Source organism: Agromyces mediolanus (genome assembly GCF_014648575.1).
GTDB lineage: Bacteria > Actinomycetota > Actinomycetes > Actinomycetales > Microbacteriaceae > Agromyces > Agromyces mediolanus.
The window spans coordinates 90,026-113,070 of sequence record NZ_BMRJ01000005.1 but is presented as its reverse complement, the minus strand read 5'-3'; the positions used below and the strand labels follow the sequence as shown (position 1 = coordinate 113,070).

The 23,045-nt window shown below is 72.8% G+C and carries 19 protein-coding genes; 11 read left to right on the top strand and 8 right to left on the bottom strand.

Annotated elements, in window-relative coordinates:
* Positions 1-47 precede the first annotated feature (47 nt).
* The gene (locus tag IEY71_RS16485) at positions 48-716 is read right to left on the bottom strand and encodes a trimeric intracellular cation channel family protein (RefSeq protein ID WP_189086527.1); all 669 of its coding nucleotides are present in this window, start codon (positions 714-716) and stop codon (positions 48-50) included.
* A gap of 98 nt (positions 717-814) precedes the next feature.
* Between IEY71_RS16485 and recO the strand changes: the two genes are divergently transcribed.
* On the top strand, positions 815-1,612 hold the full coding sequence (gene recO, locus IEY71_RS16480; protein ID WP_189086467.1) for a DNA repair protein RecO: 798 nt from the start codon (positions 815-817) through the stop codon (positions 1,610-1,612).
* Complete coding sequence (locus tag IEY71_RS16475) at positions 1,609-2,415, top strand: isoprenyl transferase (protein WP_189086466.1); 807 nt, start codon at positions 1,609-1,611, stop codon at positions 2,413-2,415. Before recO ends, IEY71_RS16475 begins: the two co-directional genes overlap by 4 nt.
* Positions 2,416-2,440: 25 nt before the next feature.
* On the opposite strand, the gene IEY71_RS16470 is transcribed toward IEY71_RS16475, so the two are convergent.
* From IEY71_RS16470 to IEY71_RS16440, 7 genes are all read right to left on the bottom strand, one after another.
* The gene (locus IEY71_RS16470) at positions 2,441-5,722 is read right to left on the bottom strand and encodes a DUF7824 domain-containing protein (protein ID WP_189086465.1); all 3,282 of its coding nucleotides are present in this window, start codon (positions 5,720-5,722) and stop codon (positions 2,441-2,443) included.
* Complete coding sequence (locus tag IEY71_RS16465) at positions 5,719-7,059, bottom strand: SWIM zinc finger family protein (RefSeq protein ID WP_189086464.1); 1,341 nt, start codon at positions 7,057-7,059, stop codon at positions 5,719-5,721. The genes IEY71_RS16470 and IEY71_RS16465 overlap by 4 nt, the downstream gene beginning before the upstream one ends.
* A gap of 21 nt (positions 7,060-7,080) precedes the next feature.
* Positions 7,081-8,835: an ABC1 kinase family protein gene (locus IEY71_RS16460; RefSeq protein WP_189086463.1), complete on the bottom strand. Its 1,755-nt coding sequence runs from the start codon at positions 8,833-8,835 to the stop codon at positions 7,081-7,083.
* A 4-nt stretch (positions 8,836-8,839) separates the two neighbouring features.
* Positions 8,840-9,403 (bottom strand): PadR family transcriptional regulator, encoded by a 564-nt coding sequence (locus IEY71_RS16455; RefSeq protein WP_189086462.1) that lies wholly within the window; start codon positions 9,401-9,403, stop codon positions 8,840-8,842.
* A 73-nt stretch (positions 9,404-9,476) separates the two neighbouring features.
* Positions 9,477-9,644, bottom strand: coding sequence for a hypothetical protein (locus tag IEY71_RS16450; RefSeq protein WP_189086461.1), 168 nt, complete (start codon positions 9,642-9,644; stop codon positions 9,477-9,479).
* Positions 9,641-10,306 carry a DsbA family oxidoreductase gene (locus IEY71_RS16445; RefSeq protein ID WP_189086460.1) on the bottom strand — a complete coding sequence of 222 codons (666 nt, stop codon included), beginning with the start codon at positions 10,304-10,306 and terminating at the stop codon, positions 9,641-9,643. The genes IEY71_RS16450 and IEY71_RS16445 overlap by 4 nt, the downstream gene beginning before the upstream one ends.
* A 55-nt stretch (positions 10,307-10,361) precedes the next feature.
* Positions 10,362-10,844 (bottom strand): aminoacyl-tRNA deacylase, encoded by a 483-nt coding sequence (locus IEY71_RS16440; RefSeq protein WP_189086459.1) that lies wholly within the window; start codon positions 10,842-10,844, stop codon positions 10,362-10,364.
* Positions 10,845-10,935: 91 nt separating this feature from the next.
* Between IEY71_RS16440 and dusB the strand changes: the two genes are divergently transcribed.
* From dusB to IEY71_RS16395, 9 genes are all read left to right on the top strand, one after another.
* Entirely contained in the window at positions 10,936-12,105 is a 1,170-nt protein-coding gene (gene dusB, locus IEY71_RS16435) for a tRNA dihydrouridine synthase DusB (RefSeq protein WP_189086458.1), read from the top strand.
* Between the two features lie 47 nt (positions 12,106-12,152).
* Positions 12,153-13,415 (top strand): deoxyguanosinetriphosphate triphosphohydrolase, encoded by a 1,263-nt coding sequence (locus IEY71_RS16430; RefSeq protein ID WP_189086526.1) that lies wholly within the window; start codon positions 12,153-12,155, stop codon positions 13,413-13,415.
* A gap of 62 nt (positions 13,416-13,477) precedes the next feature.
* Positions 13,478-15,367, top strand: a complete 1,890-nt coding sequence (gene dnaG, locus IEY71_RS16425; protein WP_189086457.1) for a DNA primase — start codon at positions 13,478-13,480, stop codon at positions 15,365-15,367.
* Positions 15,368-15,568: 201 nt separating this feature from the next.
* A complete protein-coding gene (locus IEY71_RS16420) occupies positions 15,569-17,203 on the top strand; it encodes an ABC transporter substrate-binding protein (RefSeq protein ID WP_189086456.1) in 1,635 nt (544 codons plus the stop codon).
* A gap of 96 nt (positions 17,204-17,299) precedes the next feature.
* Positions 17,300-18,391 (top strand): ABC transporter permease, encoded by a 1,092-nt coding sequence (locus IEY71_RS16415; protein ID WP_189086455.1) that lies wholly within the window; start codon positions 17,300-17,302, stop codon positions 18,389-18,391.
* Between the two features lies 1 nt (position 18,392).
* Positions 18,393-19,478 (top strand): ABC transporter permease, encoded by a 1,086-nt coding sequence (locus tag IEY71_RS16410; RefSeq protein ID WP_189086454.1) that lies wholly within the window; start codon positions 18,393-18,395, stop codon positions 19,476-19,478.
* The gene (locus tag IEY71_RS16405; protein WP_189086453.1) at positions 19,475-21,163 is read left to right on the top strand and encodes an ABC transporter ATP-binding protein; all 1,689 of its coding nucleotides are present in this window, start codon (positions 19,475-19,477) and stop codon (positions 21,161-21,163) included. Before IEY71_RS16410 ends, IEY71_RS16405 begins: the two co-directional genes overlap by 4 nt.
* A 2-nt stretch (positions 21,164-21,165) precedes the next feature.
* Positions 21,166-22,020, top strand: coding sequence for an ATP-binding cassette domain-containing protein (locus IEY71_RS16400; protein WP_189086452.1), 855 nt, complete (start codon positions 21,166-21,168; stop codon positions 22,018-22,020).
* Positions 22,017-23,036: an NAD(P)-dependent oxidoreductase gene (locus tag IEY71_RS16395; RefSeq protein WP_189086451.1), complete on the top strand. Its 1,020-nt coding sequence runs from the start codon at positions 22,017-22,019 to the stop codon at positions 23,034-23,036. The genes IEY71_RS16400 and IEY71_RS16395 overlap by 4 nt, the downstream gene beginning before the upstream one ends.
* Positions 23,037-23,045 lie beyond the last annotated feature (9 nt).

The following is a 23,045-nucleotide window of genomic DNA, read 5'->3' as shown; positions in this document are numbered from 1 at the left end:
TGCCCGACTTCCATGAAAGTCGGGCAACTCGAGGTTTGGCTGGGCGGTCAGCGGCGGATGACGGGGAGCACGCCGGTCTCGGTGGCGACCTTGCGGCGGTTGAGCATGCGCTGCTCCGGGAGCGAGAGGTCGAAGATCACGGCGAGCCAGCGGATGATGCTCGTCACCACGACGCAGGCGATGCCGGCGATGAAGATCGGCACGTGGAAGAGGTCGAGGACGACCAGCACGAGGCATCCGGCCGCCGCGGCGACCGCGTAGAGCGAGCCGACGTGCATGATGGCGACCGGGAGGCTCATCAGCATGTCGCGGAGGATGCCGCCGCCGACCGCCGCGGCGACGCCGACGAACACGGCAGGCAGGATCGGCAGGCCGAGGCCGAGCGCCTTCGAGGTGCCGAAGGCGCCGAACATGCCGATCACCACGGCGTCGAGGCCGACGATGACGCCGTTCAGGCGGGTGAGCGGTCCGGCGAGCAGCATGCCGACGAGCGAGGCGACGACCGCCGTCACGAGGTACCAGTTGCTCTGCAGGGCGCCGATCGGCTGATTCAGCAGCAGGTCGCGGATCACACCGCCGCCGAAGCCCATGACGATGCCGACGATCGCGACGCCGAGCAGGTCGAGCCGGCGTTCGCCGCGGAAGCCGGACGCGAACAACGCCCCCTGCACGCCGCCGAGGCCGACGGCGGTGAGGTCCAGCCAGAGCGGGATCATGAACTGCGAGGTCTCCACCCGCCTATTCTCGCAAGCGGATGCCGCGGATGGCCCCGTGTTCCGGCGGTTCGTCGGGCCCGAGGTGGGAGAATCGTCTGGTGCCCGTGTACCGAGATGAAGCCGTCGTGCTGCGCACCCACAAGCTGGGTGAGGCCGATCGCATCGTCACGCTGCTCTCGCGACGGCACGGCAAGATCCGCGCCGTGGCGAAGGGCGTCCGCCGCACGGCGTCGAAGTTCGGGGCGAGGCTCGAGCCGTTCATGGTCGCCGATCTGCAGCTCTACGAGGGCCGCACGCTCGACGTGATCACCCAGGCGGAGTCGCTCGGCTCCTACGGCGCCGAGATCTCGCAGGACTACGCGGCGTACACCGCGGCGAACGCGATGGTCGAGACCGCAGACCGCGTCACCGAGGCCGAGGGCTCGCTGCAGCAGTACCTGCTGCTCGTCGGGGCGCTCCGCTCGCTCGCCCGGCGCGAGCACGGGCCGGGCCTGACCCTCGACTCCTATCTGCTCCGCGCCCTCGCCCTCGCCGGCTGGGCGCCGAGCTTCGAGGACTGCTCCCGCTGCGCCAGGCCCGGCGAGCACCGCGCGGTCGTGGTGCAGCTCGGCGGCATCGTCTGCGACGAGTGCGCGCCGCCCGGCTCGCCGCGCATCGAGCGCACGACGATCGCGCTGCTCGGGGCGCTGCTCACCGGCGACTGGGCGCGCGCCGAGGCCGCGCCCGAGCGCGACCGCAACCAGGCCTCCGGCATCGTCGCGGCCTACGCCCAGTGGCATCTCGAGCGGGGGCTCCGCTCCCTGCCGCACGTCAGCCGCGACGCCGACGAGCCCGCCGGCCGCGCGGCGCCGGACCGCACGGCTCCCGACGCACCAGCCCAGACAGGAACTCCGTGACCCCGAAGCCCTACACGCACCGCGATGCGGTGCCGTACCGTCCCATCGACTGGACCGGCCTCTACCCGCCGGAGCTGCCGCGCGGCGCCGTGCCGAATCACGTCGCGGTCGTCATGGACGGCAACGGCCGCTGGGCGAACCGCCAGGGCCTCACCCGCATCGAGGGGCACAAGGCGGGTGAGGCCGCTCTGCTCGACGTCGTCGCCGGCGCCGTGCAGATCGGCGTGAAGCACCTCTCGGTCTACGCGTTCTCGACCGAGAACTGGAAGCGCAGTCCCGACGAGGTGCGCTTTCTGATGGGCTACAACCGCGACGTGCTGCACCGCCGGCGCGATCAGCTGAACGAGTGGGGCGTGCGCATCCGCTGGGCGGGGCGCAAGCCCCGGCTCTGGAAGTCGGTCATCGAGGAGCTGCAGTTCGCCGAGCGGCTGACCGCGGGCAATGACGTGCTGACCCTGACGATGTGCGTGAACTACGGCGGCCGCAACGAGATCACCGACGCCGTCCGGGCGATCGCCGACGACGTCGCGGCCGGTCGCCTCCGGCCCTCGGCCGTGAGCGAGAAGCAGATCGCGAAGCGGTTGTACCAGCCCGACATGCCCGACGTCGATCTCTTCGTGCGCAGCTCGGGGGAGCAGCGCACCTCGAACTTCCTGCTCTGGCAGTCGGCCTACGCGGAGATGGTCTTCCTCGACACCCTCTGGCCGGACTTCTCCCGCGTCGATCTCTGGCGCGCGGTCGAGCTGTACGCGCGGCGCACCCGGCGCTTCGGCGGCGCCGTCGACGCCCCGAGCGCCGGGTAGCGCCGGCGGTTCGTCGGCGGCCGGCTCAGCCGAGCCCGAGCTCGCCGAGGAGTGCGCGGGCCTTCACGAGCGCGGCGGACGAGCCCTTCCGCGCGGCGAGCTCCGCGAGACCGGGCCACGCCGCGTCGTCTGCGGGGATCCGGCCGGCGGCTGCCGCGGCCCGCAGCACCGGCGCGCGCAGCAGCGCGACGTCGAGCACCCGGTTCAGCCAGGCGGGCGGCTTCGGCTGGCCGGCGGCGAAGCGCACCGACTCGGTGAGCAGCGGCCAGAGCACGGGCAGCGCTCGCAGCTCGCGTTCGATCGAGCCCATCATGCGCGCGGGCGTCAGTTCGGGCAGCGGCACGAGGCGTCGGGCGGCGAGCCGCACCGAGGCCGCGGAGAACTTGCGGGCCGCCACCATCGCATCGACGCTGTAGCGCGACTCGACGTCCGAGCAGAGCGAGCCGAGCACGACCGCGACCATGAGTGAGGTGAGCGGTGGTTCGAGGCCGTCGCTGCGGGGGCCGGTGCCGCCGGTGCTGCGGTCGCGGAACTCGGAGACGGAGAGCCGGCCCGCGGCGGCATCCCACTCGATCCACCGGCGCTCGTCGCCCTCGACCGTCTCCGCGTCGAGCTGTCCCTCCCGGTCGAGGGCGTAGGCCCAGGTCATGAGCGCGCGGTATCGCACGCCCGGATCCTCGGCGAGCGCGAACTCGAGCGGCACGAAGCGCTTCGAGCCGCGGCTCTGCACCGTCGCGCTCAGTTCGACGCCGTCGTCGATCGCGAGGCCCTCGCCGTCCCCTGACGGCCAGACGGCGTCGAGATCGATCCCGGGCTCGGTCTCGGGGGCCGGGGGAGCGGCCGGCGCGCTCGGCTCGGGGAGGCGGGCGACGACCGCGCGGGCCGCAGCGACGGCGCGCGAGGAGCCGTCCCGCGCGGCGAGCGCGCGGACGCCAGGCAGTTCGAGCACGGATGCCTCGGCGATGCCGGCGTCGACGGCCGCCTGGGCCGAGGGCAGGAGGCTGTCGATCGCCTCGACGAGCTCCGCCGTGCCCGGGATCATCCGGACGCCGGCGAGGGAGGCCTCGACGGTGCCGTCGAGCAGCGGCCAGACGAGCGATCCCAGTCCGGCCCCGGCGAGCTCCCCGGCGACGCGGGCGAGCTGCGCCGCGCCACTCGGGCCGCCGCGGTCGACGAGTCGGAGCTCGGCCACACCCGGGATGAGGAGCCCGCGCTCCCAGGCCTCGAGCACGGCCTCGAACATCGCGCCGGCGGCCTGCTCGTGCGGCGAGCGGAGGCCGCCGATCAGCGCCGCGGCCTGCCGTGGCCCGAACGGTCGGGCGCGCCGGGCGAGCTGACGCCAGGTGTACCCGCTCGCCGCTTCGAGCCAATCGCCCGAGTGCGTGCCGTCGCCCCAGCCCGGCAGCTCGACCGGGGAGCCCCAGCCGTAGCGGCTCGGGTCGAGCCGCGGTGGGAACCCGGCGAGCGAGGCCGGGATGGCCGTCTCGGCGCGCGACCAATCGCCGTCCTCGTCCTGCACGAGCGCCGGCTCGCGATGCGGGTCGAGCAGATAGGCGCGAGCGGCGGGACCCGCGTCGCGCTCCATCCGCTCGCCGGACTGCAGCAGCACCGGCACCTCGAGCGCGGCGAGCTCGTCGAGCTGCGCCGGCGTGACGAGCGAGAGCTCGACCCGGAGCAGGGCGAGCAGCAGGTCCGCCTCGCTCGCGGCGGCGTCGGCCTCACGGTAGGCGCGCAGGCGGGCGAGCAGCTCCTCGGGGTCGATCCGAAGGTCGTCCCAGCTCGGGGTCGACAGCAGCGTCGGCACCTCGCCGAGGCGCTGCGCGACGGCGGCCTCACGGGCGGTGGCCGGCGGGTAGTGCACGTCGTGGCGCCAGTCCTCGCCGCCCGGGCCGACGAGGCGGTCGAGCGAGCGGATCGGCGCCTCGGCGACCCAGTCGGCCACGGCTCCCACACCGGCCCGCCAGCCCGGCTTCAGCCCGCGGAGGGCGAGGCGCGTCCGATCGGGATCGCTGCGGGCGACGGCGTTCGCGAGCTCGAGGAATCGATCCACCTCGAGGTCCATGGCGTTCTCCGGGCGGGAGGCGAGCCGCTCGGCGGCGGCAGACAGCGCCTCGATCGTCGCCGGTGCCGGGGCGAACCTCGGCACCTCCCAGAGCGGCGGCGTCGGCGTCCACGGCGTGGGCGCCTCGACGGGATGCGCCGGCGGCTCCTCGTCCGTCAGGCCCCAGCGTGCGAGCAGCGCCGTGGCGGATGTCGCGAGCCCCGTGTCCCGCCCGGCCGCCACGGCGGCGAGAGCGGGTCGCGCGGTCTCGCCCGCCGCGCCGGTGAGCGGCCGGGGCCGCCGTTCCGCGGCGTCGAGGACCGCGCGGCGAGCGGCCTTGGGCTTCGTCGCGAGGGCGAGCGACAACGCCTCGGCCGCGTCGTCCTCGTCGCCGTGCTCGATGAGTGCCGGCGCGAGCGCGACGACGACCGGCGCCTCGGCATGGCTCAGTGCGCCCAGCAGTGAGCCGGCATGCGCGACGAGTTCGGCGTCGCTGAGGGCGAGCGCTCCGACGAGCGTGCCCGCCCACACCTTCCGGTCGCCCGGGCGCTGGGCCGCATCCAGTGCGAGGAGCACGAGCGCGACCGCCTCGTCCCGGGCGATCCAGCCCGCCGCGACCCCCGCCGCGACCGCCCGCCCGAAGGGGCCCGTCGCCGGGGCGCCGACCGCGATTCCCACGCGGACGTGCTCGGCGAAGCGGGGGCGGAGGAGCTCGGCGCCGATCGCGCCGCGGTCCTGCGGGAAGAGCTCGGCCTCCTCGCCGAGGGCGAGCGCGGCGTAGACCGACCAGTCCTTCAGGTACTCGACGCTCTCGGGCACCGGCAGCTCGTGATGGTGCACGAGCCGCACCGCGCGTCCGGCGTGCACCGAGGTGGAGTGCTCCCAGGCGCGGCGGTTCGAGCGGCACGCGCGGGCCACGAACGCCGTCGCGAACTCGGGGCCGCGGGTCGCGAGCACCTCGGCCGCCAGCTCGTCGGGCACGGTGCCGGCCCCGCCGAGCAGGTCCTCGGCCCGCCTGGCGTCGACGCCGGTGCGGATCGCGAAGAGGGCGAGCATCCCGTGGTCGGCGTCGCCGACGAGCGAGGCCCGCACGAAGCCGCCGTCGTGCTCGGCCCATTCGGTCCAGTCGCCGCGGCGGAGCCCGGCCCGCGCGTCCCGCTGCTGCGCCTCGGTGCCGACGGGCAGCGCGGGGGCGTCGGCGAGCGGAGCGCCGTCCCAGCCGAGCTCGCGGAACAGTTCGAGCGAGCGGGCGAGGGCGTCGGTCATGCGGTCTCCTCCATCAGGATGCGGACGGCGAGCACGTGCGCGCAGGGTCCTCGGTCGCGACTGCCGCCGAGCTGCCAGGTGCAGCTGCATCGGCCCCCGTCGTCCCCGATGCGCACGAGGTAGCGCATCGGCTCCGCCTCGCTCCCGCTCTCGACGAGCCATTCGCCCGCGGCGTCGGCCGGTGCGACGCGCCGCTCGGCGGCGAGCCGCCGGGCGGTCCGCACGCGGGGGTGGTCGCGCGTGACGCGCTCGGGGTCGTCGGGCAGCTCGCGGTGGAAGTACGCGCCGCTGCGCACGTCCCAGCCGACGCGCCCCGAGGCGGCGAGCACGGCGATGCCGGACTCGGTCTGGGCTCGGCTGAGGCCGGACTCCCGCTGCAGGCGATCGACGTCGATGACGGGCTCGAAGGCGAGCAGCGCGGAGAGCAGTGCCGCGTGCTCCGCGACGTCGGCGGGCGCGAGGGCGCTCACGAGCGACCCTTCGCCGGAGAAGCCCCGCCACGATTCGACGGTGAGCCCGAGCAGCAGGCGCGCGTGGGGGAGCGAGACCTCGACGGCGGTGGGCCCCGGCTCGCCGTCCGCCGGCCCGTACACGGCGAGCCCCTGCACGTGGGGGAGCAGCCGCTTCAGCGCGGCGAGCCGGTGCAGGCCCTGCACGTGCACCGCGCTGCCGGTTCGGCGAGGGGCGAGCCGCGCCCCGCTCGGGGTCGGGGTGAGCCAGCCGCTCGCGCCCGAGGCTGTCGTCGCCGGGAGCGAGCCGAGCAGCGCCCGGGCGCCCGCGCGGTCCAGCTCGAACGCGGGGCGCAGGCGGTGGTGCAGCTCGGCCACGTTGCCGAAGGCCGGGATCCAGCGGGCCGGCATCTCGACCGGTCGTTCGACGGCGGTCGTCCGCGGGGTCGAGAGCTCCAGGCCTTCGGCGCCGACGTCGAGATGGAACAACTCGGCGCGCCCGACCGCGGCGAGGGCCTGCCTCGTCGCGAGGCCGAGGTCGACGTTCGTCGTGCCGCGCGACACCTCGCCGCCGTCGAGCCCGCTCGCGAGCAGGTCGAGCTGGGCGTAGACGCTGTTGCAGGCCGAGAAGACCTCGGCGCGGAGGCGGTCGCCGTGGGCCGTCAGCACCGGGTCGCGCTGCGTCGTCGGCGTGTACTTGAAGTACCGCGTGGCGGTGAGGTCGGCGAGGGTCAGCAGGCCGCGGGCGACGAGTTGCGGCTCGGTCGCGAAACCGTGGAAGAAGCTCGGCCGCGGATCGGGGCCGTCCGGCGCGAGGCCGGGGGCGAGCGCGAGGGCGAGTCCGTTCGCGGTCGCCGCCGACGCCGACGCGAATCCGCGATCCCCCATGCAGGCAGCCTAGCGGAGCGGCTACCTCGGGCCGCGCCGGGCGAAGAGCCCAGCCAGGAGCGCGTGCAGCAGGGGCAGCGCGGAGAGCCCGACGAGGGTCCACCCGAGCGGCGGGTTCGGTGCGACGAGCACCGCGCCGCCGATGAGGAGGGCGGCGAACAGCACGGCCGATACCACGCGGCGGGCGACGCCTTCGAGTCGATCGAGACGCCGCTCGAGCCGCGAGGTGTCGAAGGAGAGCCGGCCCTGCTCGACCTTCGTGACGACGGAGTCGAGCCGCTGCGGCATTCCCCACATGATGCCGGCACTCGACATGGCCTGGTCGACGAACCCGCGGGCCATCCCGCCGCCCTCCTCGCGGAGCAGCTGCGTCGCGTACGGTTCGACCGCGTCCCAGACGTTGAACTCGGGGTCGAGCCCGCTGCACATGCCGGAGGTGAGCGCCATCGCGCGGATGAGGAGCAGCAGGTGCTCGGGCAGCTGCAGCGGGAGGGAGCGCACGACGTCGCCGAACTCCTCGCCGAACTCGCGGAACTCCCTCGGATCCACGTCCTTCAGCTGGGCGAAGCCCATGCCTCCGAAGCGGTCGAACAGCTGGGAGAGCGCGCGCTCGAGCTCGCCGGTGTCCGCGCTCGGCAGGAGCACGCCGATCTCCCGCGCGGCCTCGATCATGCCGCGGCCGTCGCGTGCGGCGACGGCGATCACGAGGGTGCGCAGCCCGCTGCGGAGCTCGGTGGGCACCTCGGCCATCATGCCGAAGTCCACGAAGGTGAGCCGCCACGCGGGCGGCGCGGCGTCCCCCTGAGGATCCGAGGGGTCCGGGGCGCCGCCGGGCGTGACGAAGAGGTTGCCGGGGTGCGGATCGGCGTGCACGAAGCCGTGCGTGAACACCTGGTCGAACATGACCTCGGCGAAGAGGTGCGCGACCTCCGAGGGGTCGATGCCGGCCGCGCGCAGTGCCGCTGTGTCGTTGATCTTGATCGCGGTGACGTCCTCGAGCGTCAGCACGCGTCGGGTGGTGCGCGCCCAGACGACGGCGGGCGCGTCGACGCGCGGCTCCTCCGCGAACGACTCGGCGAAGCGTTCGGCGTTGGCCGCCTCGTGCAGGTAGTCGATCTCCTCGAGGCTGGTCTGGGCGAACTCCTCGACGAGGGCCGGGGCATCCACACGGTCGGCGACGATCCGCACCCGGCGCAGCCAGCCCGCGATGCGGCGGAGCGCCGCGAGGTCGACCGCGACGATGCGGTCGATGCCCGGGCGCTGCACCTTCACGACGACCTCGGCGAAGCCGGCGTCTTCGGCATCGGGTGCGGCGAGCCGGGCGCGATGCGCCTGGCCGAGCGAGGCCGCCGCGACCGGGGTCTCGTCGAAGGCGGCGTACACCGAGCCGAGCGGGGCGCCGAGCTCCTGCTCGGCGAGCGTCCGGATCTCGGGGAACGCGACCGCGGGCACCTCGTCCTGCAGCCCCTCCAGTTCGGCGGTGATCTCGGGCGGCAGCACGTCGAGCCGGGACGAGAGGAACTGGCCGACCTTGATCATCAGGCCGCCGAGCTCGACCGCGAGGCCGCGGAAGCGCGTGGCGAGCCGCCGCATCCGTGCGGCGCGGGTGCGCTCGGCGACGCCGCCGAACCCGAGTTTCGGCAGCGCGAGCTCGAACCACCAGAGCTGCACGAGCTGCCGGGCGGCGAAGCGCAGGATGCGGCGCGAGCGAGCACGCCGGGCGCGCTCGTCGTCCGCGGCGGACGGTGCGGGGCCGCCGGCGACGCGCGGTGTCACCCGGTCAGTCCTGGGCGAGGATCGAGTAGAGCCGCCGCCGGGTGTCGTCGAGCTCTCGCACCGCCTGCTCGAGCTGCTCCGGCGTGCCGGTGCGGCCGAGCTGGGCGGCCGCGGAGGCGAGCTCGATGCCCGCCTTGGACAGCGCCGCGTGCGGGGCGGCGCTGCGGGTGCCCGACTCCCAGGGCGCAGGCCGATCGGCGCCCGCCTCGGCCTCGGCGCGCCCCGACTCGGTGAGGGAGTAGGTCTTGCGGCCGCGGAGCTCCTCGGCCGTGATCAGCCCCTCGTCGGCGAGCAGCTGCAGGGTCGGGTAGACCGAACCGGCGCTGGGCTTCCAGCTGCCGCCGCTGCGCTCCTCGATCTCGCGGATGATCTGGTACCCGTGCATGGGCTCTTCGGCGAGCAGTGCGAGCACGGCTTGGCGCACGTCGCCGCGCGCCATGCGGGAAGCGCCGCCGCGCGGGTCGAGGGAGGAGCGCAACTGCGACATCGCCTCCCAGAGCAGCTGGCCGGGGCCGTCGCCCGGGAAGCCGGTGCCGCTGAATCCGCCGCTCGGGCGCTGTCCGTTCATGGTGACCTCCATGCTGAGTTAACGAACGATACTCAACGATATATCGTTCGGCTCGGCGAAGAAAGGGGGTCGGCTATTCGGCGTCGGCGCCGGCACCGGGCACGAAGCAGACGTCGCCCTCGCAGACCATCGCGCCAGGGGCGCCGGTCACCATCGTGAAGGGCGAGACGGATGCCTCGGCGGGCGCGCCGCTCGAGCCATCCGTCGCGGCCACCGCGGACGCAGCGTCGGCCGCGGTCACGCGACTGCCCCGTCCCGCTCGCCGGCCACCTGGGTGAGCACCTGGCCGAACACCTCGGCGGGCTGGGCGCCGGAGACGCCGTACTTGCCGTCGATGACGAAGAAGGGCACCCCGTTGATGCCGTACGCACCCGCCTGGGCGATGTCGGCCTGGACGGCGGCGGCGAAGCGACCGGACTCGAGTGCCTCGCGCGCGGCGTCGGCGTCGAGCCCGGCGTCGGCGGCGAGCGCGACCAGGTCGTCGACGCGGCCGACGTGCCGGCCCTCGGTGAAGTAGGCGCGGAACAGGCGCTCGGCGAGCTCGAGCTGGCGGCCCTCGGACTTCGCGAAGTGCAGCAGCTCGTGCGCCTTCAGGGTCTTGGTGTGCTGGAGGGCGTCGAAGTCGTAGTCGAGGCCCGCGTTCGCGGCGACACCGGTGACGTGCTGCAGCATCTGCTGCACCCGCTCGGCCGGCATGCCCTTGTGCTTCGCGAGGAAGTCGATCTCGCTGCCCTGGAAGTCGACGGGCGTGTCGGGTGCGAGCTCGAAGGAGTGGTACTCCACCTCGATCTCGGGGGCGTCATCGCCCAGGGCGGCGACGCCCGCTTCGAAGTGGCGCTTGCCGATGTAGCACCAGGGGCAGGCGATGTCGGACCAGATGTCGATCTTGATGGGAGTGCTCACATCGATGCGAACGCACGGACCGCGCGCGGCATTCCCGCCCGTCCGCCGGGCCGGGCTACTCCGGGTCGCTGAGGTCGGCGACGGTCGCGCCGTACGCCGCGATGAGGGCGTCGGCGTCGACGAAGAGGCTGCGGCCGTGCTCGCCGGCGCCCATCGAGACGCGTCGGCCGGCGATGGTCTCGTCGGCGTACACCGGCCAGGCGGTCGTCGATCCGAGCGGCGTGATGGTGCCGCGCTCGTAGCCGGTCGCCGCGAGCGCGAGGGAGGCGTCGGGCAGCTGCAGCTTGTTGACGCCGACGAGGGCCCGCAGCTTCGGCCAGCTGATCTTGCGGCCGCCCGGCACGAGGGCGAAGAGGTAGCTGCCGTCGCTGCGCTTCACGACGAGCGACTTCACGATGTCGCCGGGGGAGATGCCCAGCAGCTCGGCCGCCTCCTCGAGACTCCGGGCGGCAGGTCGCTCGATGACCTCGATCTCGAGTCCGCGGGCGGCCGCGTCGGCTCGCACCCGCTCGACGCCGGAAAGGGGCGCGTCCGTCATCTCGTCCTCCACATCGCTCGATCCGGTTCGAATCCTACGCGCCGCGCGGGAACGGGCGGCCCGCAGGCCGGGATCTGGAAGAATCGAAGGGATGTCAACGATCCCCGCCACCGTCACGCCGCTCACGATCGGCGCGCTCGAGCTCGACGTGCCCGTGGTGCTCGCCCCGATGGCGGGCATCACGAACACCGCGTTCCGCCGGCTCTGCCGCGAATTCGGCGCCGGGCTCTACGTCTCCGAGATGATCACGAGCCGCGCGCTCGTCGAGCGCACGCCCGAATCGATGCGGCTCATCACGCACCACGAGTCCGAGACGCCGCGCTCCATCCAGCTGTACGGCGTCGACCCGAAGACCGTGTCCGAGGCGGTCACGATGCTCGTCGCCGAAGACCGGGCCGACCACATCGACCTGAACTTCGGCTGCCCGGTGCCGAAGGTCACCCGCAAGGGCGGCGGCGCCGCCCTGCCGTGGAAGAACGGGCTGTTCCGCGACATCGTCGAGGGCGCGGTGCGGGCCGCGGGCGACGTCCCGCTCACGATCAAGATGCGCAAGGGCATCGATGCCGACCACCTGACCTACCTCGAGGCGGGTCGCATCGCCGAGGGCGCCGGCGTCGCCTCGATCGCGCTGCACGCGCGCACCGCGGCCGAGTTCTACTCCGGGCACGCCGACTGGTCGGCGATCGCGAAGCTGAAAGAGACGGTCACCTCGGTGCCCGTGCTCGGCAACGGCGACATCTGGTCGGCCGACGATGCGCTGCGCATGGTCGCCGAGACGGGGTGCGACGGCGTCGTCGTCGGGCGCGGATGCCTCGGCCGCCCCTGGCTCTTCGGCGATCTCGCGGCGGGTTTCCGGGGCCAGCTGGCCGACGGCAGCGCGAGCCTCTTCCAGCCGAGCCTGGGGCAGGTCGCGCAGACCTTCCGCCGGCACGCGGAGCTCCTCGCCGAGTTCTTCGACAGCGAGGAGCGCGGCTGCCGCGACATCCGCAAGCACGTCGCCTGGTACTTCAAGGGCTACCCGGTCGGCGGCGAGCTGCGCGCCCGGCTCGCCACCGTCGAGTCGCTGCAGATGCTCGACGACCTGCTCGGCACGCTCGACTGGTCGATGCCGTACCCGGGCGAGGGGGCGGAGGGCCCGCGAGGCCGTGCCGGCACCCCGAAGAACCCCGCCCTGCCCGACGGCTGGCTCGACTCGCAGGAGCTCGCCGGGCACGACCGCGTGACGCTCGTCGACGCCGAGCTCGACACGAGCGGCGGCTGAGCGTGACGATCCCGGCCTTCGGCGACCGCCTGTTCGGCGGCGCAGAGCTGCTCGGCGACGCGAGGCTCTTCGGCGGCTACGGCGAGGCCGACGCCGAGCGGCTGCTGCCCGAGCAGCACTCCTCGCGGCGCAGCGACTTCGCCCGCGATCGGGCCCGCCTGCTGCACTCGAGCGCGCTGCGGCGCCTCGCGGCGAAGACCCAGGTGCTGAGCCCCACCGCCGGTCTCGACTTCGCCCGCAACCGGCTCACCCACTCGCTCGAGGTCGCCCAGATCGGTCGCGAGCTCGCCGCCAACCTCGCCCTCGATCCCGACGTCGTCGACACGGCCTGCCTCGCGCACGACCTCGGGCACCCGCCCTTCGGGCACAACGGCGAGAAGGCGCTCAACGCCTGGTCGGCCGACATCGGCGGCTTCGAGGGCAACGCGCAGACCCTCCGCATCCTCACGAGGCTCGAGCCGAAGGTGTTCGATGCCGACGGCCGCAGCTACGGGCTGAACCTCACCCGGGCGAGCCTCGACGCGAGCTGCAAGTACCCCTGGCCAGAAGAGCAGGGCGTGGCCGACCCATCCGGGCGGCAGAAGTTCGGCTTCTACCACGACGACGTCGCGGTGTTCGAGTGGCTGCGGGCCGGGGCGCCCGAGCGGCGGCTCTGCATCGAGGCGCAGGTGATGGACCTCTCCGACGACATCGCCTACTCGGTGCACGACTTCGAAGACGCCGTCGTCAACGGCTACCTCGACGTCGAAGCGCTCGGCCGCCGCGTCGACCACGACGAGCTCGTCGCCTCGATGTACGAGTGGATCGGCGGGCAGCACTCGCACGACGAGCTCATGGCGGCGTTCGACCGGCTCGATTCGCTCGACGTCTGGCTCGACACGTGGAGCGGCAGCCGGCTCGACCAGGCACGGCTCAAGAACCTCACGAGCCAGCTCATCGGCCGCTTCGCGCACGCCGCGACCGAGGCCACCCGGGCGGCGTTCCCGGTGGCGAGCCTCATCCGCTTCGACGGCGACGTCGTGGTGCCCCGCGAGATCCAGGCCGAGATCGCGGTGCTCAAGGGCATCGTCGCGGCCTTCGTGATGTCCCGCAACACGCGGCAGCCGATCTACCGGCAGCAGCGCGAGGTGCTGACCTCGCTCGCCGACGTCCTCCTCGAGACGGGGGAGCAGCACCTCGACCCGGGCCTCGCCGAGGACTGGCGGGCCGCGGCCGACGACGCCGCGCGCAAGCGGGTCGTCGTCGACCAGGTGCAGAGCCTCACCGACCAGTCGGCGCTCGCCTGGCACGAGCGGCTCGTGCAGCGCTGACGCGCGACGGTGGCGCGGTGGCATCGGGCCCCGGAGGGTCCGGCGGAGCATAGGATGTGAGCATGGCGGGCCGAATTCGACAGAGCGATGTCGAAGAGGTGAAATCCCGCACGAACATCGCCGACATCATCGGCGAGTACGTGAGTCTGAAGTCCGCCGGCGTCGGCTCGATGAAGGGCCTCTGCCCCTTCCACGACGAACGCAGCCCGAGCTTCAACGTGCGCCCCGGGGTCGGCTTCTACCACTGCTTCGGCTGCGGCGAGTCGGGTGACGTCTACAGCTTCCTGCAGAAGATGGACCACGTCTCCTTCACCGAGGCCGTCGAGCGCCTCGCGGGACGCATCGGCTACGAGCTGCACTACGAGGACGGCGGCCAGGCGAGCGACCACGGCAACCGCGCCCGGCTCCTCGCGGCGAACCAGGCGGCGGCGGAGTTCTTCGCCGAGCAGCTGCTGCAGCCCATCGCCGAGGTGGGTCGCCGGTTCCTCGGCGAGCGCGGATTCGACGCCGAGGCCGCCAAGCGCTTCGGCGTGGGCTTCGCGCCGAAGAGCTGGGACGCGCTGACGAAGCATCTGCGGGGGCGCGGCTTCTCGACCGAGGAGCTCGCGGCGGCCGGTCTCGTCTCGCAGGGCGACCGCGGCGTCTATGATCGCTTCCGCGGCCGTCTCGTCTGGCCGATCCGCGACGTCACCGGGCAGACCGTGGGCTTCGGCGCCCGGCGGCTGCTCGACGACGACAACGGCCCGAAGTACCTGAACACCCCCGAGACCGCGATCTACCACAAGGCGCAGGTGCTGTACGGGCTCGATCTCGCCAAGCGAGACATCTCCCGCTCGCAGCGCGTCGTCGTCGTCGAGGGCTACACCGACGTCATGGCCTGCCACCTCGCGGGGGTCACGACGGCGATCGCGACGTGCGGCACCGCCTTCGGCGTCGACCACATCAAGGTGCTCCGACGGGTGCTCGGCGACGACTCCGGCGTGGGCGAGGTGGTGTTCACCTTCGACGGCGACGAGGCCGGGCAGAAGGCCGCGATGCGGGCCTTCGCCGAGGAGCAGCGTTTCGCCGCGCAGACCTTCGTCGCCGTCGCGCCCGACGGGCTCGACCCCTGCGACCTGCGGCTCGCCCGCGGCGACCACGCGGTGCGCACCCTCGTCGACACCAAGGTGCCGATGTTCGAGTTCGTGCTGCGCCAGATCGTCGGCCGGTACGACCTCGACACCGTCGAGGGCCGGGTGTCGGCGCTGCGCCAGTCGGCGCCGGTCGTCGCCGAGATCCGCGACCCCGCGCTGCGCCCCGGCTACTCGCGCGAGCTCGCGCGCATGCTCGGCATGGACCTCGGCGAGGTCGGCCGCGCCGTCAAGGCGGCGACGAGTCGCAGTCGCTCGGGGGAGCGCGACCGCGGCCAGGGGGAGCGCCGCGCCCCGAACGCGAACGAGGGCGTCCAGACCGAGACGCGGGCGGATGCCCCGGCGCGCCCGTTCTCGATCTCCGAGTTGCCCAACGATCCCTCGACCCGGCTCGAGCGCGAGGCGCTCCAGGCGATGCTGCAGTACCCGGGCTCCGCCGAGCCGGGCCTGCTCGCGCACGCCGCGGAGGCGCGCTTCGAGAACCCCTCGCTCGCGGTCGTGCGCGACGGGATCGCGGCGGCCCTCGGCGGGGGCGTCGAGGCGATCACCGTCGACCGGGTCATCGGCCAGGTGCCGGCCCCGTTCGCGAGCATCGTGCAGCAGCTCGCGGTGCTGCCCGTGCCGCAGCGCAACGAGGCGGCGATCGCCGGCTGGGTGCGCGGCGTGCTCTCCTCGCTCGTCGACCGGGAGCTGCTGCGGCAGAAGGTCGAGCTGATGGGTCGGCTGACGCGCCTCGCCGCGGAGGACCGGGCGAGCTACGAGATGCTGCAGCGCGCGATCGTCGAGATCGACCGCGAACGGGTGGCCCTCCGCGCCGAATGAGGCGGGCCATCCGTCCATCCGTGCAATCACGCGCATCCCTTGCGCGCTTGGTTGCAGATCGGTAAACATTCCTCCGTCGCAGCTCCCCGCCGTGCACGTTTCCATCTGCCGTGTGCTAGGTGTTGGGGATATCGAATCGCGGGCAGGCGCCGGACCGGGCGCTGGTCCGCGATGAACTCTGACAGGAAGAGGGACCCGGATATGACATCCGCATCCACTACCGCGCGTCGCGGCATCGTCGCCGTCGCCGGCCTCTCGATCGCGGCGCTCGCGCTCGCGGGCTGCTCGGCCGGCGGTTCGAACGGCTCCAGCGGCGGCGGTGACTCGATCACCATCGGCACGACCGACAAGATCACGACGCTCGACCCGGCCGGTTCGTACGACAACGGCTCGTTCGCCGTGATGAACCAGGTGTTCCCGTTCCTCATGAACACCCCGTACGGCAGCCCCGACGTCGAGCCCGACATCGCGGAGTCCGCGGAGTTCACCGCGCCGACCGAGTACACCGTGAAGCTCAAGCCGGGCCTCAAGTGGGCGAACGGCAACGACCTCACCTCCTCGGACGTGAAGTTCTCCTTCGACCGGCAGCTGAAGATCGCCGACGAGAACGGCCCGTCGTCGCTGCTCTACAACCTCGACTCGGTCGAAGCGGTCGACGACACCACCGTCGTCTTCCACCTGAAGAGCGAGAACGACCAGATCTTCCCGCAGATCCTCTCGAGCCCGGTGGGCCCGATCGTCGACGAGGACGTCTTCTCGGCCGATGCGCTCACCTCCGACGACGAGATCGTCAAGGGCGAGGCGTTCGCCGGCCAGTACGTCATCACGAGCTACAAGATGAACGAGCTGATCTCGTACGCGGCGAATCCCGACTACGAGGGCATCCTCGGCGCGCCGAAGACCGACAAGGTCAACGTCAAGTACTACGCCGACTCGTCGAACCTCAAGCTCGACGTGCAGGAGGGCAACATCGACGTCGCGTTCCGGAGCCTCTCCGCGACCGACATCGACGACCTCAAGAAGAATGACAAGGTGAAGGTCGTCGACGGCCCCGGCGGCGAGATCCGCTACATCGTCTTCAACTTCAACACCCAGCCGTACGGCGCGACGACGCCCGAGGCCGACCCGGCCAAGGCGCTCGCCGTCCGCCAGGCGGTCGCGGACCTCATCGACCGCGACGAGATCGCCACGCAGGTCTACAAGGGCACCTACACCCCGCTGTACTCCTACGTCCCGGCGGGCCTCACCGGCCAGGTCGACGCGCTGAAGCCGCTCTACGGCGACGGCAACGGCGGCCCCGACGCGGACAAGGCGAAGGCGAGCCTCGAGGCCGCCGGCGTGACCGTCCCGGTCGAGCTGAACCTGCAGTACTCGAACGACCACTACGGCCCGTCCTCGGGTGACGAGTACGCCCTCATCAAGGACCAGCTCGAGGCATCCGGCCTCTTCAAGGTGAACCTGCAGACCACCGAGTGGGTGCAGTACTCGAAGGACCGCAGCTCGGACGTGTACCCGGCCTACCAGCTCGGCTGGTTCCCGGACTACTCGGACGCGGACAACTACCTCACGCCGTTCTTCCTGATCGAGAACTTCCTGGCGAACCACTACAACAACCAGGAGGTCAACGACCTCATCCTGCAGCAGGCGGTCACGGCCGACCCGGCGGAGCGCACCGCGCTCATCGAGCAGATCCAGGAGAAGGTGGCGGCCGACCTGTCGACCGTGCCGTACCTCCAGGGCGCGCAGGTCGCGGTCGTCGGGGCCGACGTGACGGGCGCCGAGGACACCCTCGACGCGTCGTTCAAGTTCCGCTACGCCGCGCTGGCCAAGGGTTGATCCCCGACAGCCGGTAAGGTTTCCGAAGAACCGAACGGGCGGCCCGCCTCTTCCGAGGGCGGGCCGCCTTTCGTTCCGTCCCGACGATAGGCGAACATGAGCTCAACGACGACCGCGCCGCCGACCACCCCGGGTGGCGCCCCCCGACGCCAGGAGAGATCCTCCGGCGGCAGCCTCGGCAGGTACATCGCGATGCGCGCCCTGCTGGTCATCCCGACGGTCTTCATCCTCGTGACGGTGGTCTTCATCGTCATGCGGGCGACCGGCGACCCGATCACCGCCGCCCTCGGCGGCAAACTGCCGCCCGCGCAGCTCGCCGAGGCGATCCACAACGCCGGCTACGACCGGCCCATCATCGTGCAGTACTTCGAGTACCTCGGCCAGATCTTCACCGGCAACTTCGGCACGACGCTGTCCGATAACCGCCCGGTCGTCGAGGTCCTCGTGACGTACGGCACCGCCACCCTCGAGCTCGCCTTCTACGCGCTCCTCGTGGCCTTCATCGTCGGCATCCCGCTCGGCATGGTCGCCGCGTACGTGCGCGACCGCTGGGGCGACGCGGTGCTGCGCGTCTTCGCGATCCTCTGCTACGCCACCCCGGTGTTCTTCGCCGGCATGCTCCTGAAGCTCGTCTTCTCGGTCTGGCTCGGCGTGCTGCCCGTCGCGGGGCGCGCCTCCACCGGCTCGGAGCTCGAGATGCAGTTCCTGCCGTTCAGCACGGGCATCTACACGATCGACGCGATCCTGACGGGCGATCCGGCCGTCCTCGGCGACGTGCTCCGGCACGCCGTGCTCCCCGCGATCGCGCTCGGCCTGCTCACGGCCGGCGTCTTCCTCCGGCTCGTGCGCACCAACGTGATCGGCACGCTGTCGACCGACTACGTCGACGCGGCCCGCTCCCGCGGCGTCGCCGAGCGGCGCCTCGTGACGAAGCACGCCTACCGGCCCGCGCTCATCCCGATCGTGACGGTCATCGGCCTGCAGATCGCGCTGCTCCTCGGCGGGGCGGTGCTGACCGAGACGACCTTCGAGTGGAAGGGGCTCGGCTTCATGCTCGCCGAGTACCTCCAGGCCCGCGACTTCGTCGCCGTGCAGGGCATCGTCGCCATGCTCGCCGTCATCGTCGCGCTCACCAACTTCGTCGTCGACATCATCGCGGCGCTCATCGACCCGAGGGTGAGGTACTGAGATGACCGCCACCACCACTTCCGCGACTCCCGTCGCCGTGCCGAAGCGCCGGCTGCGCGACCGCCTGCCGGTCGCGCACCAGCTGCGCCAGAGCGTCGGCCTGCAGCGCGGCATGCTCGTCGCCGGCCTCGTCATCACGGGGCTGTTCGTCCTGACCGCGATCTTCGCCCCGCTGCTCGCGCCGTACGGCTTCGCGCAGCTCCGCGGCGAGGACGGCGCCTTCGGCAGCCAGCAGGCCCCCTCGGCCGAGCACCCCTTCGGCACCACCGTCGGCGGCTACGACGTGCTGTCCCGGGTGATCTGGGGCGCGCAGACCGCACTGCTCGTGATCATCGTCGCGGTGATCGCCTCGATCATCGCGGGCGTGCTGCTCGGCCTCGTCTCCGGCTACTTCGGCGGCTGGTTCGACCGGGTGCTCGTCGTCGTCTGCGACGCGATCTACGCCTTCCCCTCGCTGCTGCTCGCGATCGCCTTGTCGATCATGATCTCCGGCGGCCAGTCGAGCCTGTGGGGCGGCATCCTCGCCGCGGCGCTCTCGATCACCGTCGTGTTCATCCCGCAGTACTTCCGGGTGGTCCGGGCGGAGACCGTGCGGATCAAGGCGGAGGCCTACGTCGAGTCGGCCAAGGTGCTCGGCGCGTCGAACGGCCGGATCATGTTCCGGCACGTGCTGCGCAACGCCACTCGCACGCTGCCGCTCATCTTCACGCTGAACTCCTCGGAGGCGATCCTCACGCTCGCGGGCCTCGGCTTCCTGGGCTTCGGCATCGAGCCGACGGCCGCCGCCGAGTGGGGCTACGACCTGAACAAGGCGCTCTCCGACGTCACGAGCGGCATCTGGTGGACCTCGCTCTACCCGGGTCTCGCCATCGTCCTTGCGGTGCTCGGCATCACGCTCGTCGGCGAGAGCCTGAACGACCTCGCCGATCCGCGCTTGCGCGGGCGCCGCCGCGTCGCGCAGGCCGCCGGCCAGGTCGCCGAGACCTCGGTCGTGCCCGGCGGCACCCTCTCGGCCGGCCCCGGGGGCCTCGACGGCCTCGAGAGCGGCGAATCGTTCGACGAGCACGGAATCGAGGTCAAGCGATGAGCACGGTCGTCGAGATCAAGCACCTGGGCGTCTCGTTCGCCACCGACTCGGGCGCGGTGAAGGCGGTCGACGACGTCTCGCTCGAAGTGGCCCGCGGCGAGGTGCTCGCCATCGTCGGCGAGTCCGGCAGCGGCAAGACCGTCACCGCCAAGACCATCCTCGGGCTGCTGCCGGAGACGGCGACGACGAGCGGCGTGGTGCTGCTCTCGAACCGCGAGGGCACCCGCGAGCGCGACGTCATCTCGCTCGGCAAGCAGCAGCTGCGCGAGATCCGCGGCACCGACGTCGCGATGGTGTTCCAGGAGCCCTCGACCGCGCTGAACCCCGTCTACACGGTGGGCTGGCAGATCATGGAGGGCCTCCGCGCCCACGGCGAGGTCTCGAAGAAGGAGGCGCGTCGCCGGGCGATCGAGATGCTCGGCCGGGTCGGTATCCCCGACCCCGAGGTGCGCATCGACCACTTCCCGCACCAGTTCTCCGGGGGGCAGAAGCAGCGCATCGTGATCGCGATGGCGCTCGTGCTCGACCCGGGGCTCATCGTCGCCGACGAGCCGACGACCGCGCTCGACGTGACCGTGCAGGCCGAGATCCTCGACCTGCTGCGGCGCTGCCGCGACGAGTTCGGCACGGCGATCGTGCTCATCACGCACAACATGGGCGTCGTCGCCGACCTCGCCGACCGCGTCGCGGTGATGTACCAGGGCAAGCTCGTCGAGCAGGCGCCCGTGCGCGAGCTCTTCGCCGCGCCGCAGGCCGACTACACGAAGGCGCTGCTCGCCGCGGTGCCGCACGTGGGCCACGGCACGGCGCGCGCCGCCGAGCGCGTCGCCGCCCGTGCCGAGGGGTGGGCGGGCGCCGCGCCCGTCGTCGAGGCCCGTGGGCTCGAGATCGTCTACCCCGGCCGGTTCGGCCGGCCCGGCTTCCGCGCGGTCGACGGCGTCGACCTCGTCATCCGACCGGGGGAGGTCCTCGGCCTCGTCGGCGAGTCCGGTTCGGGCAAGACGACGATCGGCCGCGCCATCGCGGGGCTCACGAAGGTGACCGGTGGCTCGCTGCAGGTGCTCGGCCACGAGATGAACGGCATCCGCGAGCGGGACTTCCGTCCCACGCGGAGCCGCATCGGCTTCGTCTTCCAGGACCCGGCGTCGAGCTTCAACCCGCTGCTCACGATCGCCGAGTGCGTCGCCGAACCGCTCGTGATCCACGGGCGCGCGGCGGACGCCGCGGAGGCCCGCGGGCGCGTCGACGAGCTGCTCGAGGCGGTGCAGCTGCCGCGCGCCTACGGCGACCGCTACCCGCACGAGCTCTCCGGAGGCCAGCGCCAGCGCGCCAGCCTCGCCCGCTCGCTCGCCCTCGAGCCCGAGCTGCTCATCGCCGACGAGCCGACGAGCGCGCTCGACGTGTCGGTGCAGGCACGCGTGCTCGAGCTGTTCCGGGAGCTGCAGCAGGAGTTCGGCTTCGCGTCGCTCTTCATCAGCCACGACCTCGCGGTCGTCGATCTGCTCGCCGACCGCATCGCCGTGCTCTACCACGGCGAGCTCGTCGAGGAGGGCACCGGCGCCGAGGTGCTCGGGGCGCCGTCGGATCCCTACACGAAGCGCCTGTTGGCCTCGCTGCCCGTGCCCGACCCGGTGGAGCAGGCCGAGCGCCGGGCGGAACTCCGTCGTCTCCGGGAGGCCCGCTGAGGATGCGCAATGCGGCACACACGAACCCCGTCGTCCTGAGCGACCTCTCGGTCGAATACCCGGCGAAGGGACCGAGCCCCGCGCACGTCGCGCTGCACGGCCTCTCCCTCTCGCTCGCACCTGGCGAGGTGCTCGGGCTCCTCGGCAGCGCCGGCAGCGGCAAGTCCACGCTCGCACGGGTGCTGTCGGGATCGTTCCTCGACGCCCGGGCCGGTGACGGCCAGCCGGTGATCACGGGCGGGGACGCGACGGTGCTCGGCCACGGGCTGCGGAAGCTCCCCAGGCGCAAGCAGGCGGCGTTCTCGCTGCACGTGGGGTATCTCGCCCAGGGCGCCGCCGACGCGCTGCCGGCCGATCGCTCGGTGCGCGAGATCGTGGCGGAACCGATCCTGGAGCGCGACCAGCACTACAACGCGCGGGCGCTCGCCACGCGGGTGGCGACGATGGTCGACTCGGTGCGGCTGCCGCTCGGCTTCCTCGACAAGTACCCGTACGAGCTCTCCGCAGGGCAGCGGCAGCGGGTGGCGCTGGCCCGGGCCCTCGTACTGGAGCCGAAGCTCCTGATCGCCGACGAGCCCACCGCCGGCATCGACCTGACGGTGCGCGACTCGGTCGCGCAACTCGTGAACGAACTCCGGCAGGGGCACACCTTCTCGGCGATCGTGATCACCCACGACCTGCCGGTGCTGCGGCGCATCGCCGACCGGATCGCCGTGCTCGACCACGGCGCGCTCGTCGCCCTGGGCACGATCGACGAGGTGCTCTCCGACCCGCGGCATCCGTACGTCCGCGCCCTCGCGGGCGCGCTGGACGACGGGCACGCCGTCATCGACGACCTCGAGCCGCCGCTCGCATGAGCCTGCTCGGGGACGGCGCGCGGCACCGCCCGGTGCGCGGGGCCGCCGACGCGGCGCCGCGCCGGGCGGCGGAGGCGGGGGCGCGCCCGGCGCCCGGCCCGATCGCCGTGCTGCCGGATGCCTCGGCGGGGCTTCGCGCCGCGGTCGAGTCCGCCGGCGGGCGGCTCGCGCCGCTCGCAGACGACACCCGCGGCCTCGTGTGGACCGCGAACGACGGCGCCGCCGAACTCGCGGCAATCCTGCGCGATCGGCCCGCCATCGGCTGGGTGCAGCTCCCGTGGGCGGGCGTCGACGCCTTCGCCGAGCTGCTCGCCGGTGCCCGCGGCGACGGCCGCACGTGGACGAGCGGCAAGGGCGCCTACGCGCAGCCCGTCGCCGAGCACGCGCTCGCCCTCGCGCTCGCCCTGCTCCGGGAGTTGCCGCGGCGCGCTGCGGCGAGCTCGTGGGAGCCCGACGAACGCGGACGCAGCCTCTACGGCGCGGAGGTCGTGGTGCTCGGCGCCGGCGGCGTCGCCGTCGAGCTGCTGCGGTTGCTGGAGCCGTTCCGCGTGCGTGCGACGGTGGTGCGCCGCCGCGACGGCGCGGTGCCCGGTGCGGTGCGCACCGTGCCGGTGGCGCGGCTCGCCGAGGCCGCGCGGGGTGCGGAGCTGCTGTTCGTCGCCGCGGCGCTGACCGACGACTCCCGGGGGATCGTGGATGCCGAGGTGCTCGCCGCGCTCGCCCCGGGCGCCGTCGTGGTGAACGTCGGCCGCGGGGCGGTCATCGACACGGCGGCCCTCGTCGCCGCCCTGGAATCGGGCGCGCTCGGCGGTGCCGGGCTCGACGTGACGGATCCGGAGCCGTTGCCGGCGGGGCATCCGCTCTGGGGGCTCGAGCAGTGCCTGATCACCCCGCATGTCGCCGACACCGAGGAGATGACGGCGCCGCTCTACGCCGAACGCGTCGCCGAGAACGTGCGCGCCTTCCTCGGCGACGGGGCGTTCGTCGGCCGGATCGACCTCGAGCACGGCTACTGAGTGGCGAGC